The organism is Selenomonas sp. oral taxon 138 str. F0429 (assembly GCF_000318175.2).
Lineage (GTDB): Bacteria > Bacillota > Negativicutes > Selenomonadales > Selenomonadaceae > Centipeda > Centipeda timonae.
The window spans coordinates 1-13,612 of the sequence record NZ_KB290935.1; the positions used below are offsets into that span (position 1 = coordinate 1).

The 13,612-nt window shown below is 59.2% G+C and carries 12 protein-coding genes; 1 reads left to right on the top strand and 11 read right to left on the bottom strand.

Annotated features, from left to right (window positions below; genetic code table 11):
• Positions 1 to 52 precede the first annotated feature (52 nt).
• The 8 genes from HMPREF9163_RS04440 to HMPREF9163_RS04475 form a co-directional block, all read right to left on the bottom strand.
• Positions 53 to 2,260 carry a TonB-dependent receptor domain-containing protein gene (locus HMPREF9163_RS04440; protein ID WP_232296663.1) on the bottom strand — a complete coding sequence of 736 codons (2,208 nt, stop codon included), beginning with the start codon at positions 2,258 to 2,260 and terminating at the stop codon, positions 53 to 55.
• Between the two features lie 191 nt (positions 2,261 to 2,451).
• Complete coding sequence (locus tag HMPREF9163_RS04445; RefSeq protein WP_037346075.1) at positions 2,452 to 3,222, bottom strand: class I SAM-dependent methyltransferase; 771 nt, start codon at positions 3,220 to 3,222, stop codon at positions 2,452 to 2,454.
• Between the two features lie 174 nt (positions 3,223 to 3,396).
• Positions 3,397 to 3,621 (bottom strand): type II toxin-antitoxin system RelB/DinJ family antitoxin, encoded by a 225-nt coding sequence (locus HMPREF9163_RS04450; protein ID WP_037346078.1) that lies wholly within the window; start codon positions 3,619 to 3,621, stop codon positions 3,397 to 3,399.
• Between the two features lie 55 nt (positions 3,622 to 3,676).
• The gene (locus HMPREF9163_RS04455) at positions 3,677 to 4,342 is read right to left on the bottom strand and encodes a sigma-70 family RNA polymerase sigma factor (protein ID WP_009440480.1); all 666 of its coding nucleotides are present in this window, start codon (positions 4,340 to 4,342) and stop codon (positions 3,677 to 3,679) included.
• 190 nt (positions 4,343 to 4,532) lie between these two features.
• A complete protein-coding gene (locus HMPREF9163_RS04460; RefSeq protein WP_009440481.1) occupies positions 4,533 to 6,713 on the bottom strand; it encodes a bifunctional diguanylate cyclase/phosphodiesterase in 2,181 nt (726 codons plus the stop codon).
• Positions 6,714 to 7,724, bottom strand: a complete 1,011-nt coding sequence (locus HMPREF9163_RS04465) for a hypothetical protein (RefSeq protein ID WP_009440482.1) — start codon at positions 7,722 to 7,724, stop codon at positions 6,714 to 6,716.
• Positions 7,725 to 7,845: 121 nt separating this feature from the next.
• Positions 7,846 to 8,568, bottom strand: a complete 723-nt coding sequence (gene rsmG / locus HMPREF9163_RS04470; protein ID WP_009440483.1) for a 16S rRNA (guanine(527)-N(7))-methyltransferase RsmG — start codon at positions 8,566 to 8,568, stop codon at positions 7,846 to 7,848.
• A 22-nt stretch (positions 8,569 to 8,590) separates the two neighbouring features.
• Positions 8,591 to 9,820, bottom strand: a complete 1,230-nt coding sequence (locus tag HMPREF9163_RS04475) for a glycerate kinase (protein WP_009440484.1) — start codon at positions 9,818 to 9,820, stop codon at positions 8,591 to 8,593.
• A 257-nt stretch (positions 9,821 to 10,077) separates the two neighbouring features.
• On the opposite strand from HMPREF9163_RS04475, the gene treC reads away from it, so the two are divergent.
• Positions 10,078 to 11,712, top strand: coding sequence for an alpha,alpha-phosphotrehalase (treC, locus tag HMPREF9163_RS04480; protein WP_009440486.1), 1,635 nt, complete (start codon positions 10,078 to 10,080; stop codon positions 11,710 to 11,712).
• 167 nt (positions 11,713 to 11,879) lie between these two features.
• On the opposite strand, the gene HMPREF9163_RS04485 is transcribed toward treC, so the two are convergent.
• From HMPREF9163_RS04485 to HMPREF9163_RS04495, 3 genes are all read right to left on the bottom strand, one after another.
• On the bottom strand, positions 11,880 to 12,161 hold the full coding sequence (locus HMPREF9163_RS04485; protein WP_009440487.1) for a helix-turn-helix domain-containing protein: 282 nt from the start codon (positions 12,159 to 12,161) through the stop codon (positions 11,880 to 11,882).
• Entirely contained in the window at positions 12,145 to 12,519 is a 375-nt protein-coding gene (locus HMPREF9163_RS04490; protein ID WP_009440488.1) for a type II toxin-antitoxin system RelE/ParE family toxin, read from the bottom strand. Before HMPREF9163_RS04490 ends, HMPREF9163_RS04485 begins: the two co-directional genes overlap by 17 nt.
• Positions 12,520 to 12,640: 121 nt before the next feature.
• Positions 12,641 to 13,603: a D-2-hydroxyacid dehydrogenase gene (locus HMPREF9163_RS04495; RefSeq protein WP_009440489.1), complete on the bottom strand. Its 963-nt coding sequence runs from the start codon at positions 13,601 to 13,603 to the stop codon at positions 12,641 to 12,643.
• Positions 13,604 to 13,612 lie beyond the last annotated feature (9 nt).

A 13,612-nucleotide genomic window follows, 5' to 3' on the forward strand; every position in this document is an offset into this window, starting at 1 on the left:
CTGCCTCCGCCGATTTATTTTCGGCGGAGGCAGCTTCTTTTTTATCTGATCATCAGAAGTCGTACGTCAGACCGAGCCAGTAGCTGCGGCGGGAGATATAGGAGCCGCCCGCGATGCCGTCTGCGTCGATCTCGTCATAGTAGTCGCCGTACTTCGTGCCGTTTACCGCCGTCCTTGTCTGGTCGAAGTTGCGGTTCAGCAGATTGTTGACGGCGAACTGCATGGAGAGCCCATCACGCAGCTTGTGCGTCACGCCCATGTTGAGGACGGTGAACGGACGATAGTGCGAGGCGATCCCTGCTGCCTGCTTCGAACGGTACATCCCACTGCGGTACTGCGCACTGAGCCAGACATCCGTCGCATCCGTCGGCATCCAGTCGAGTCTCAGGTTGACTGCCTGCTTCGGTGTGGAGCGCAGCGGCTGACCGACATTCTTGCCGCTCTTTATCTGGCTGGTGAGCAGCGTCCAGTTCAGCCCCGCCGACACCTTCGGTGCGATCGCGAACTTCGTTCCGACCTCTACGCCGTGAATGCGTGCCTTGCCAACATTCTCGTAGGTGCGGACGTCACCGATGCCCGCGACATTCACCGCATCGCCGAGGTCGATCTTGTTCTTGAAATCCGTGTGGAAGAACGTCACGTGTGCATCCGTATCGTGCTCGTTGTGGTAGTAGAACCCGATTTCCTCCGTCGTCGACTTTTCCGGCTTCAGCCCTGTGTTGCCGCGATAGATCTCGCCCGTGATATTGAGGTGGATGTCTACGGGCGCAGACTGAAGCATCGTCGGAGCTTTGTAGCCCGTTGCAACGCCGCCCTTCACCGTGAAGTTGCGGTTCGGCATATAGATGAGGTAGCCGCGCGGGCTGAGATTGTCGTCGTAGTCCTCGGGATGATCGTAGCGCAGACCGTAGGTAAAGACGAGCTTCTTCGTGAGCGCCCACGTATCCTCGCCGTAGAGTGCCCAACTCGAACGCGAGAGACTGCCGTTGTCATCGGAGCTGCGCCGGTGCATCATCTGAGCAAACATTGGAGGAGCAGCGCCCGCTGGCGCAATCTTCCGCTTCAGATGGTAGTCCACCCCCTCGCGTTGCCAGCGTGCCCCAACCGCGAGTGTGTGATCGTCGCCGAGCGGCGTGACATACTTCGTATCGAACGTCACAAAGTCATTCTTCACATTGTTGCGGATCTGTGAGCGGATCGGGATCGTAAGCGGTAGGATGTTCGGCTTTGCCGTCCCCGTCATATCTACATCGAGGTGCATCTCGTTGCGCAGGAAGGACAGGGTATTCGTCCACGTCCCCTCCTTGCCGACCTTGTTCTCCGCGCCGAGCACGATCTTCATGCGGTCGAACCGCTGCGCCACATCACCGTCGAGTTTCGTCACCACCTCTGCATTTGACGGTGCGGGCGGAGAGGGCGGCTTCATTTTGCCGCGCTGGGCAAAATCACCGTCGCGCATGTTCTGCCCGCGGTCGATGTCGAGATAGTAGCTGTGGCCTGCGGTGGGCGTATAGGTCACGCGCGTCCCGAGATTCCAGTTGTCGTAGTCGCGCCTTTCCTTGTCCACACCGAATGCTGACGGGCCGCGTTTCAGATAGCTGCCGCGCATCTGCATCCCGACCTTGCCGCGCGTAATGGGCCCCGCCACGTTGAAGTTGTATTTCATCGTGTTCGACTTGCCGTCCGTCGTCTCAAGGATGCTGCCGACGGAGACAGAGCCGTGGAACTCGTCCGTCACCTTCTTTGTGATGATATTGATGACACCACCCATCGCATCCGAGCCGTAGAGTGTCGACATCGGGCCGCGCACGACCTCGATGCGCTCGATCTGGCTCGGTGTGGGCAGGCTCGTGTTCGCGAGCTGGTTGAAGCTGCGCATCATCCCGCCCGCGATGCCGGGTCCCACCTGCGCCACCCCATCCACGAGGAGCAGCGTATAGCCGTCGTCCATCCCGCGAATCGAGACCGCAGGTGTATCGAACCGCCCCGTCGCGCCGAACGTGTCGACCCCCTCCACCATATCAAGCACCTGACGGAGATCCGTATAGCCGCGCTGCGCGATCTCATCCGCCTTGATGACCGAGATACTCGCGGGGGCAAAGCGCACATCCTCCTCAAAGCCCGATGCCGTCACCACAACGGGAGCTGTCTCATAGCCTTCTTTCTGCGCCTGCGTATCCTCTGCATAGACGGCGTGCACCGTGCCCGAAAGTGTGAGCGCGACCGCCGCCGCAAGAGCCCTCTGCTTTGTCATTCGCATACGATTCCTCCTCATCTGTCCGACACATGGATGCCTTCGTTCGCTCTCCTGATCTAGGGAAGCACTGATAAATTCAGCCACGCCATCTTGACGTATCTTTTTTGCCCGCACCGTCGTCCGGTTTGTCTCCTTGTTCGGACGAAAAAATCTACGCCAATCTGACGGACTTCATTTTATCAGCGATTCCCTAGCTACTTTTTGCTGACGATGGCGATGTATGAAAACTCCTTGTTGTGGTCAAAGAAGAAGTTGAACATCTTGCGGAAGCGGTCGAGGTTCTCCGTCCGCAGCCCGTTGCGGATGATCTTCATCGCACCGTCGAATCCCTCGTCGCGCACGAGCCCCGCAGGGTCGAGCAGTGTCATATCGCCCGTCTGCACCTCGATGGCAAAGCCCGCGTCGCGGAAGAGCTTCTCCCAGAGTGCGTGCGGGAGCGGATCGACGTTCACATTGATCGCACGGGAGATGCCCGCACGCAGCTCCGCCGCCTCCGCCTCATCCGTCACGCGCAGCGCGACATCGTGCGTGAGGAGCACACCGCCCGGCTTCAGCACGCGGAAGTACTCGGCAATCGCCTTTGCCTTGTTCTCACGCGGCAGCATCGTGAGCATCGCCTCGTTGATGACGACATCGAACGTCGCGTCGGGGAAGGGCAGCGCGAGCGCATTCCCCTCCACCACGTCGATCACATCGTTCAGCCCGTGCGCCGCGATGTTCGCACGTGCCTTCTCCAGTGCCTTCGGGTTCATGTCCAGCCCCGTGATGCGGCAGCCGTGCATCTCTGCGAGGGCGACCATCGTCGTGCCCATGTTGCAAGCAACCTCAAGCACACGCGTATCTGCCGTAAAGTCAACGTGGCCGAGCAGCCACTCCGTCGCCTCGCGCCCGCCCGGACGCAGCCGCGTCTTGCCCAGACGCGCAAGGAACTCATGTCCCGGTTCGTTCTTCTTTTCTTCAGCCATTGGTATCGCTCCCATCTATATGATTGAAAATATCTATCATCTATGCGTTCATTATAGATGAGAATCTTTCGCGATTCTGTTGCAATAGTCACATGCTGAAAAAAACGCAAAAAAAGAACGCCTTGATCGTCCAAGGCGCTCCTCACATAAAAAGGGGCGACCGCCCCTCTTTTTTCAATTCTCCCCGTCGCTCCACGTCGTATCCGTAAAGAGATCGAGCGACTCGCCCGGCAGCGCACGCTGCGCGGAGATCTCGAACGGGACGCGCTGCTCGCGCACGCAGGCGATGGCAAACATGTTGATCGCCGTAGACATATTCATGCCGACTGCGCCGCAGAAGGTCTCGAAGTTCTTTTTGAGTTCAGCGTCCATGCGAATGCTAATGCTGGTCTGTGCCATGTAGGACATCTCCTTTACAATTCCATATTCCCTCACAGCCAGAATACCACATTTCTCATACATATGCAACCCCTGCACCTGCGCGCAGCTTGCGCAGGAGATTCGCCTTGCTCTTGGAGACCGCACTCGCCGAGGTGCCGAGGAGCACAGCGATGCGCCGCAGTGTCAGATCGCGGAAGTAGTGCAGGGAGAGGATCTCCTTCTCGCGCTCCGTGAGGCGGTGCATCACATTTCTCAGCAGCCCGCGCACAAGAAGCCGCAGATCTGCGCACTCCGTCGGATTCTCTGTCCCGCCGCAGTGCTCCCACGCATCCCGCCCATCAGCCGTCTGCTCGGGATGTGATGTCCGCTCCCAGAGCCGCCGCTCGCGGCGGAACTCCGTATAGAGCGCGTGATGCACGCGCCCCTTCACGAATCCCGCGAACGGCGCGCCATGCTTCGGATCGTAGTCATGCAGCGCCTCAATAAAGGCGAGCACGCCGATGTTCTCCGCATCCGCCGCGAGTGCGGCATTCCTGAGATATGAGGTGCGGGACTCGGCGAGGATCAGCCCCCGGTACCGCGCGTGCATCTCCGCCATTGCGCCCGCCTCCCCGCGCACCGCGCGCGCAATCAGCACATCCTCCTCCGCCTTTGTCAGCGGCAGATGTGCCCAACGGGTCTCACGCACCGCACATTCCTGCCGCTCTGCAGGCGTCCTCACGTCATTTCGTTCTTTCATTTGATATACCTCCTTCAAACAAATGTTTCTATCAAAGGAAGTATAACAAAAGAAAACATACGATGCAAAAATCGTATCAGCGCGATGGGCATAAAAGATGCGTACAAAAAAGAGCGCCTTTGATCGTCCAAGGCGCCCCTTCTACAGCATACTGCGCATACGCTCCACGTACCAACCGAGCCCTGCCTGCCTACGTATCCTCCGCGAGTGCCGCCGTCACGGCGGTGATGATATTCTCATTGATCGCCTGCACACAGGAGATCACATAGTCGCGCTGCCCGAGCCGGAACGGCACGAGATGGTGCAGCCGCAACATGCGCCCATCGTCCGGCATACGCTTGTAGAACAGTACCGCGACCTCCTCACGCCCCGCCTTATCCTCAAGGACGGCACGCAGATGCTTTTCACTGTAAAACTTCTTGAACAGCTTCTGCTCGGCGGGAAGAATCTTCTCCTCCGCATAGTGGGCGACCAGCTCCTCGAAGTGCCCATACTCCTGCGTATAGTTCGGCTCATAGACATCTCGATAGAGCTGGGTGAGCTTGCGCGAGCCGAGATCGAAGAGATCCACGCGGTCATAGAGCGCAACAATCTGGTTCAGTGCCTCCTGCATTGAACCCGCCTCGGGGCTGAACCGCGAGATGTTCACCGTCGCCATCAGAAACACCGCACGCGTATCATCCACATCGCGCGTCACGAGCCGCAGGCGCACCGAGTTGAACGAGTTGCGCGTGATAAAGTCCGTATAGACCTCGCGCCCCGTGCGGTCGGCCTCCTCCATCATGCGCGCGATCATGCGCTCATTCTGGCGTTTACGCCGCTCGTAGTGCGGCGTATGCACGCTGTCCTCATCCAGCTCGATGCTCTGCAGGAACATTTTGAACATGCGGCTCTGATAGAGATAGCGGATCTCCCCGCCCTCCTCCTCGAGCACCGCAAGTGAGAGCGCATCCCCGATCTCCGGCGAACCGCGCCGCTCAATCGCCTCACTCGAGAGCACATTGATCGCACCGATCTCCGCATAGTAGCTGCCGAGGCGCAGCGGCTCCACCTTCACCTGCGCCGTCTCCCCATGACAGTATGCGATCGCCTTGTCGAGCGGCATCGGCGGGCTGAACAGATAGCCCTGCACCTTCTCGCAGCCGATCTCGTGCAGGAACTCGAACTGTGCCTCCGTCTCCACGCCCTCCGCGAGCGTATGCAGCCCGAGCTCCTTCGCCATATTCACAATCGAGCGGATGACAATCGCGGACTTCGGATTCGTATCGAACGAGCGCAGAAAATTCATATCGATTTTCAGCACGTCAAAGACATAGTCCTTGACATTGTTCAGCGAGGAGTAGCCGCTGCCGAAATCGTCCATCCAGACCTCGTACCCCGCCGCGCGGAAGCGTGCAATCTCGCCCTGCAGGAACTTCTCATCATCGCTCTGCGCGCCCTCTGTCACCTCGACGTTGAGCAACGAACGTGCAATATCGTAGCGCAGACGGACATCCTCGACCGCCTGCACCATATCCATCAGACGGAAATCCGCGCGCGAGAGGTTCACCGACACGCGCAGCAGCTCCCAGCTCGGCAGCTCACGACGGATGCGGGAGATATCCTGACATACCCGCTCGATGATGTAGAGGTCGAGCTGCGGCGAGAGATGTGCATCCTCAAGTACGGGCACGAACACCCCCGGCGAGATCATCCCATGCACAGGGTCGCGCCAGCGCGCGAGCGCCTCGAACCCGCAGATTTCACGCGTCATCGTACGTATCTCAGGCTGATAGAACACCTCGATATAGCCCTCGATCATCGCCTCCTGGAATGAGCGAATGATATGGCTGCGGAAATTAATTTCCTCCTCCATCGCGGGGTCAAACTCCGCCCACGTCAGATCGTAGGTATTCTTGATGCTGTTGCAGGCAATCTTCGCGCGATCCATGATGAGCGCGACATCCGTTACATCCTCCGGTGGGTGGTAGATCCCCGCCTTTACCTCCATCGGCAGCCCCAGATCATAGACGCGGATGCGCTCGTGGATGAACTGGATGCAGTCCGCTGGATTTTCGCTGTGCGTCGCCACCGCGAAATGATCGTCGTTAAAGCGCGCGACGAGATTCCCCTCGAACGTCTCGCGCAGGAGATCTGCCACATAGCGCAGCAGGCGGTTGCCCTGCTGGAATCCGTAGCGCTGGTTAAAACTCTTGAAATTCTCGATATCGAAATACATGAACGTCAGCGGATCCGCCAACACATCCTGCAGATGCGCCGATGCGTGGCGCATAAACTGCATCATGTTTAGCAGCCCTGTGACCTGACAGAGATCGCGCTCACCGTATTGTTCCTGCAAAATGAGCCCCCCATTCCCTCTATCTACACTCATTTAGAACGAAATACGTGCGTATTCCTCTATCATATCACGGACACTCATGCCGCCTGTACCGCTGCCGGGCGCCCCCTTCATTCGCGCTTTGATCGCCTCATACAGTGCATCCTCAATCGAGCCGGGCACGAGCTGCTCCCAGTTCTTCGGATCGTACGCGCGCTCCTTTACTGCATTATCTGGACGTCCCGTTACCTCAAGCTCCGACATAAACATGATCTCATGCCGCTGCGGGCTGATATAGTAATGCTCGAGAAAATACTTTGCCGGGCGGATCTTTCCATCCTCCGCCACAGGCTCCCCTGTCGTATTCTCCACGAGACGCACCCACGCATCAATCATATATTCCGAGCTGTTGTAGGGGCGCGGCACCCAACGCGTATTTTGCACATCCATATAGTAGGTAAAGCCGTTGTCCACGAAGAGCGTCTTATAACGAGACTTGCGATCGCGCTTATTCGTCGCCTTCTCCTCCGCACGTGCCGCCTTCTTCTCTGCACGCTCCGCCGCAGCCTCCGCGCGTTTCTCCGCACGTGCCGCTGCAAGTGCCGCCTTGCGCTCAGCCTTCACCGCTGCGCGCTCCGCCTTGCGGTCAGCGAGCATCTGCTGACGTTCCAGACGAGCCGTCTCCTTCTCCGAGAGTGCAGGAGGTGCAGCCGTGCGCTCCGCAGCAGCAGACTCCACGGCAGCGGATGTAGCCGATTCTCCCGACGCGGGCGCAGCCACCTCAGCCGCCTTCGCAGGAGATGCAGTCGGTGCCGTCTTTGCCTCTGCACGCGCAGCCTTTGCATCCGCGATTGCCCGCTGGCGCTCTGCCTTCGCCGCCGCGCGTGCAGCCTGCCGCTCCGCACGTTCTGCAGCCTTTGCCGCGCGCGCTGCGTCCCGTGCGGCACCTTCATCCACCGCCGCCGTGCGCACAGCCGCAGTCGTTGCCTCCGCCGCATCTGCAGCGGGTGCAGACAGGAGGAATGCCGTCAGCGTTCCGAGTGCAAGACCTCTCCATCGTTTCATCTCGTCATCCCCTTATCGAATCGCTTTCCTTATCTTATGCCGCACCGAAAATTGCACAGCAAATATACGCATATACGTCTTTAATTATTTTCGACATAAAGCAGATAAATCCTTTATTAAATTATTTCAGCGGACTTTGCTCCGGCTGTCCCGCGCGGCGCGGATAGGCCTTCGGCGTCGGGCGCTCCTTCGTGACCGAGAGAATTGCACGCACATCGTCAAGCCCCGGCAGCTGCACGGGACGCGCCGTGATCACACCGCCCCCAAGGCGCTCCGCCGCCCCGCGCGCCTCTGCCGCCTCCTCTGCGTACGCGCGTCCCTTGAGCGCGAGCACGGAGCCGCCCTCGCGCACGAACGGCAGCGTGTACTCGAGCAGCACAGGCATGCGCGCCACCGCGCGGCTCACAGCGATGTCATAGTGCGCGCGGTGCTCCTTTTGGCGTGCCTCCTCCTCCGCCCGTGCGTGGATGCAGCGCACGTTCGTGAGATTCATCGCGCGCGTCACCTCCGTGAGGAAGCGTACGCGCTTTGCCAGCGCATCCATCAGTGTCACCTCGATGTGCGGCGCATAGACGGCGAGCGGAATTCCCGGCAGTCCTGCGCCCGTCCCCACATCGATCAGTGTCTGCGCAGCATCGAACAGCGCGGTATCGTACGCCGTCAGACTGTCGATGATATGCTTCACCGCGACGTCGGCGGGCGCGGTCAGTGCCGTGAGGTTCATGCGCTCATTCCACTCCACAAGGAGCTCGTTGTAGACGTTGAATTGCGCAACCTGCTCCTCCGTCAACGGAATCTGCACCTCTGCCGCGCGCGCGGTCAGAATCTCCTCGAATTCGGTCATGCGTCCCTCCTGAAAGAAAAGCTCATCCGCGAATCAGCAGCACGGCGACATCGTTGACGTTCGTGCCCGTCGGCCCCGTCATGATGAGCCCGCCGACGGCGTTCAGCGCAGGGTAGGCATCGTTCTCGGCGAGCGCCGCCGCGGCACTCTTCCCCTCGCGTGCGAGTGCCGCGACCGTCCCGCCGTCGACATAGCCACCCGCCGCATCCGTGGGGCCGTCCGTCCCATCGCTGCCGACGCTGAACACGGCGACGTTCGTGAGACCTGCGATGCCCTCCGCCGCTGCAAGGGCAAGCTCCTGATTGCGCCCGCCGCGCCCCTTGCCCCTCAGCTGCACAACGGTCTCGCCGCCCGCAATATAGGCGTACGATCCTTCGCTCGCGTGCGTGCGCGCAATCGCCGCAAGGAAGCGTCCCGCCTCGCGCGCCTCACAGGCCAGCTGATCGGTCAGGAGGACGGGCGTATAGCCGCGCCGCTCTGCTGCCGCCGCTGACGCCGCGCACAGTTCGCGCACGCTGCCCGTGATATGCGTCTCCACATTCGGCAGCGCCGTCGGCAGCGGCTTGTCGAGGAGCGCGGTCGCGGTGGGCGAGAGACGCAGCCTGTATTTCTCCACGACAGCGTGCGCATCTGCCGCTGTCGAGCTGTCGGGATGCGCGGGGCCCGATGCGATCATGTCGAGCGGGTCGCCGAGGATGTCGCTGAGCACAATCGAGAACACTGCAGCGGGCGCACAGTGCTCCGCGAAGCGGCCGCCCTTCACCGCACTCATGCGCTTGCGCAGCGTATTCATTGCAACGATGTCCGCACCCGAGGCGAGCAGCTGCTCCGTGAGATCTGTCAGCTCTGCGGCAGGAATGAGCGGCTGCTCGAAGAGCGCACTGCCGCCGCCCGAGAGCAGGAAGAGCACCGTGTCCTCCGCCGTGAGGTTCTCCGTCAGCGCAAGCGCCTCACGGGTCGCAGCAAATGAGTTCTCATCGGGCACGGGATGCCCCGCCTCCATGCAGCGCACGCGCGGAATCTCGCCCATCACATGATCGTATTTTGTAATCACGAGCCCCGTGTCGATGCGCTCACCGAGCACGTCTGCCGCCGCGCGCGCCATCTGCCACGCCGCCTTGCCGACCGAGACGAGCACAATCCGCCCGTTTGCAAAGGTATGTCCCTTCAGCGCCTTTTCCACCGCCGCATCCGGCAGGATTTCCGCCAATGATTCCTTGATGATACCGTCGGCATCGTTCCGCAGGTTCATATTATCCCTCTCTTTCGTTCGAGCCTGTGCTTGCTGCACAACGTATATGGCAATTTGACTTAATTATATCACAAGTTGCTCTCACTCCAAAAGTCCCCCGTTGACCGAAACACCTTTCTATGGTCTAATAGGCTCATAATGGATATATTGCGCGGTTCGCCTCCCCCTCTGTGGAGGGGGAGGCTTTGAGGCACGGCATATAAGCTTCCCCCGCAAAAGTGAGGGAAGCTTATTATAGATACAATAAGGAGAACAACATGAACATACAGGACAAGGTCGTCTACCAGATCTACCCGAAATCCTTCTATGACACGAACGGCGACGGCCTCGGCGATCTGCCCGGCGTCACCGCGAAGCTCGACTACCTGAAGGAACTCGGCGTCGACTTCCTCTGGCTCACGCCGTTCTTCATCTCGCCGCAGAACGATGGCGGCTATGACGTCGCCGACTACTGCGCCGTCGACCCGCGCTTCGGCACGATGGAGGACGTCGACAGACTCATCCGCGAGGCACGGGCGCGCGGCATCGGCATCATGCTCGACATGGTCTTCAACCATACCTCGACCGAGCACGCGTGGTTCAAGCGCGCGCTCACGGGCGATCCCGCCTATATGGACTACTACATCTTCAAGGACGGCACGCCCGACGCGCCGCCGACGAACTGGGTCTCGAAATTCGGCGGAAACGCGTGGGAGTATGTCCCCGCACTCAGAAAATACTACCTCCACCTCTTCGACGTGACGCAGGCAGATCTCAACTGGGAGAACCCGCGCGTGCGCGAGGAGCTGAAGAACGTCGTCCGCTTCTGGAAGGAAAAGGGCGTCGAGGGATTCCGCTTCGATGTCGTCAACCTCATCTCCAAGCCCGCCGTCTTCGAAAACGACACGGAGGGCGACGGCCGCCGCTTCTACACGGACGGCCGCCACGTCCACGAATTCCTCAAGGAACTCACGCGCGACACAGGGATCGACGCCATGATCACCGTCGGGGAGATGTCCTCCACCACCCTCGAGAACTGCATCCGCTACTCGCACCCCGCCGAGAAGGAACTCTCGATGGTGTTCAGCTTCCACCATCTGAAGATCGACTATAAGGATGGGGCGAAGTGGGCACTGCAGGAGCCGGACCTCATGGCGCTCAAGAACCTTTTCCGCATCTGGCAGGAGGGCATGGCGGCGGGCGGCGGATGGAACGCCGTCTTCTGGTGCAACCACGACCAGCCGCGCATCGTCAGCCGTCTCGGCGACGACGAACGCTATCATGCGGAGTCAGCGAAGATGCTCGCCGCGTGCATCCATTTCATGCGCGGCACGCCCTACATCTACCAGGGCGAGGAGCTCGGCATGACGAACGCGAAGTACACGGACATTGCCCAGTACCACGACGTGGAGAGCCTCAACTACTACAGCATCCTCCTCGACGAGGGGAAATCGCGGGAGGAGGCACTCGCCATCCTCGCCGCGCGCTCGCGCGACAACAGCCGCACGCCGATGCAGTGGAGCGCAGACGAAAACGCGGACTTTACCACGGGGACACCGTGGCTCGCCCCGCCTGCGAACTACCGCACGATCAACGCCGAGGCACAGCGTGCGGACGCGGACTCCGTCTTTCACTTCTATCAGACACTCATCCGTCTGCGCAAGGAGCAGCCCATCATCCAGAAGGGCGACATCTTCTTCCTCGAGCGCGAGAACGCAAGCATCATCGCCTACGAGCGCGCCCATGCGGAGCAAAAGCTGCGCGTCTACTGCAACTTCCGCGCGGCAAATGTGCCTCTTATGGAGGACACCCTCGAATCTCTTGCGGACACAGGCTGGACAAAGCTCCTCGGCAACTACGAGGGACTTGAGCCAGAGCTGCGCCCCTACGAGGTTGTCGTGCTAGAGAAATAACCTCTTGTCAATCGAATACGCTCCTGTTCTAATAGACATAGAAAGAACGCCCTATGCGGCATCTTTCCAATCTTTGGGTTATTTTATTTCAACAACCGCTCACCTGCCAGAATGGGCGGTTTTTTCTTTACAACAAAAGTCAAACATATTTCCGAAAAAGTGCCGTGTCAGCGCAGCGCAATCTGCAGCTCCTTGCCAAGAGAATGCGCCGTACGAATCAAAAAATCAAGCGACGGATTGTATGTGCCGCTTTCAAGGCGGCTGATATTCGATGTCTGCGTACCCATACGGCGCGCAAGCTCGCTCTGCGTCATATTCTGCCCCGTACGCGCTGCAATAATCTGAGCAATCAACTCATAGCGCGGCTGCAGACGCTCATACTCTGCCGCGAACGCCTCATTTTTCATCAGCTTTGCGCGAATAGCGGACAATTCAACCCCCGTCTTCATTGCTCCATCTCCTCTCGTAGTCCTCTTTATACGCCATAGCACGTTCCAATTCCTTTGACGGCGTCTTGTTCGTCTTCTTTCGAAATCCATGCAGCAGAACAAACGTGTCTCCCGCACGCAAAAAGTAAAAAATACGCGCACTGTCTGAAGAAAAACGTACGCGCAATTCCCACAGACCTTGATATTTCCTTCCGACCAGAGGCTTCACATAGGGTTCTTTGAGTGCTGTCCCGCATTTTTCCAACAGCTCAATCTCAGAAAACGCTTTTGCCTGAAGCTTCGGCGGCAGGGAACAAAGGAATTCATAGGCAGGTATATCCCCATTCTCTCGTTGATAAAATTGGACATTCCAACGCATACGATTCCTCCTTTACCTTTATGTTATCATATACGATAATATAAAACAAGTATGGACAGCCTTTTGAAAAAGCCCGCTTGGCGCACAATGCCAAACGGGCTTTTTGTTGGTCAGAGCTTCCTCAGTTCACCACATTCATCGGCTTGCCGTCGATGAACGACTTCACATTCTCCGCCGTCATCTGCATGATGCGCGCGCGCGCCTCCTTCGTTGCCCACGAGATATGCGGTGTGATGATGCAGTTCGGTGCGGTGAGAAGAGGATTGTCCGCGCGGATCGGCTCGGTCGATGCCACATCGACGGCGGCATAGGCGACCTTGCCGCTCGTGAGTGCCGCCGCGAGATCCGCCTCCACAACGAGCTGTCCACGCCCATTGTTGACGATGATGACGCCGTCCTTCATCTTTGCGATGTTTGCGGCGCTCACGATTCCATCGGTCTCGGGTGTCAGCGGACAGTGTAGGAAGATAAAATCCGATTTCTGAAACAATGTATCAAGCGGCACATAGTCCGCGAGCGCCCGCCCCTCGGGACGCTCCGAGCGGCTGTAGGCGAGGACGCGAACGTTCATCGCTCGCAGGATGCGGGCGACCGCCATCCCGATGCGTCCGAATCCGACGATGCCCGCCGTCTTGCCGCTGACCTCGATCAGAGGACGCTGCCAATAGCAGAAATCAATGCTCTTCGTCCAGTCGCCCGCATGAACGGAGCGGTCGTGAAGCCCCACCTGCGAGCAGGCTTCGAGGAGCAGCGCTATCGCATACTGTGCGACATTGTCCGTACCATACACAGGCACATTCATGACAGGAATATTCTTCTCGCGCGCGTATGCAGTGTCCACAACATTATAGCCCGTCGCGAGCACGGCGATTGCCCTGAGATTCGGACAGGCGTCGATCACGGCGCGCGTGAGCGGCGTCTTGTTTGTAACGGCGATCTCCGCCGTGCCGATACGCTCGGCGATCAGCGGTGACTCCGTGAGCGACGTGCGGTCATAGACCGTCACCTCACCGAGTGCCTCGAGCGGCGCCCAGCTGATATCGCCGGGATTCTCCGTATATCCATCGAGTACAACAATCTTCATTACATCTCC

Bases quoted from the DNA above. Each gene is read 5' to 3' on its own strand.
- HMPREF9163_RS04440 (WP_232296663.1), bottom strand. From the start codon at position 2,260: ATGCGAATGACAAAGCAGAGGGCTCTTGCGGCGGCGGTCGCGCTCACA.
- HMPREF9163_RS04445 (WP_037346075.1), bottom strand. From the start codon at position 3,222: ATGGCTGAAGAAAAGAAGAACGAACCGGGACATGAGTTCCTTGCGCGT.
- HMPREF9163_RS04450 (WP_037346078.1), bottom strand. From the start codon at position 3,621: ATGGCACAGACCAGCATTAGCATTCGCATGGACGCTGAACTCAAAAAG.
- HMPREF9163_RS04455 (WP_009440480.1), bottom strand. From the start codon at position 4,342: ATGAAAGAACGAAATGACGTGAGGACGCCTGCAGAGCGGCAGGAATGT.
- HMPREF9163_RS04460 (WP_009440481.1), bottom strand. From the start codon at position 6,713: ATGAGTGTAGATAGAGGGAATGGGGGGCTCATTTTGCAGGAACAATAC.
- HMPREF9163_RS04465 (WP_009440482.1), bottom strand. From the start codon at position 7,724: ATGAAACGATGGAGAGGTCTTGCACTCGGAACGCTGACGGCATTCCTC.
- rsmG (WP_009440483.1), bottom strand. From the start codon at position 8,568: ATGACCGAATTCGAGGAGATTCTGACCGCGCGCGCGGCAGAGGTGCAG.
- HMPREF9163_RS04475 (WP_009440484.1), bottom strand. From the start codon at position 9,820: ATGAACCTGCGGAACGATGCCGACGGTATCATCAAGGAATCATTGGCG.
- treC (WP_009440486.1), top strand. From the start codon at position 10,078: ATGAACATACAGGACAAGGTCGTCTACCAGATCTACCCGAAATCCTTC.
- HMPREF9163_RS04485 (WP_009440487.1), bottom strand. From the start codon at position 12,161: ATGAAGACGGGGGTTGAATTGTCCGCTATTCGCGCAAAGCTGATGAAA.
- HMPREF9163_RS04490 (WP_009440488.1), bottom strand. From the start codon at position 12,519: ATGCGTTGGAATGTCCAATTTTATCAACGAGAGAATGGGGATATACCT.
- HMPREF9163_RS04495 (WP_009440489.1), bottom strand. From the start codon at position 13,603: ATGAAGATTGTTGTACTCGATGGATATACGGAGAATCCCGGCGATATC.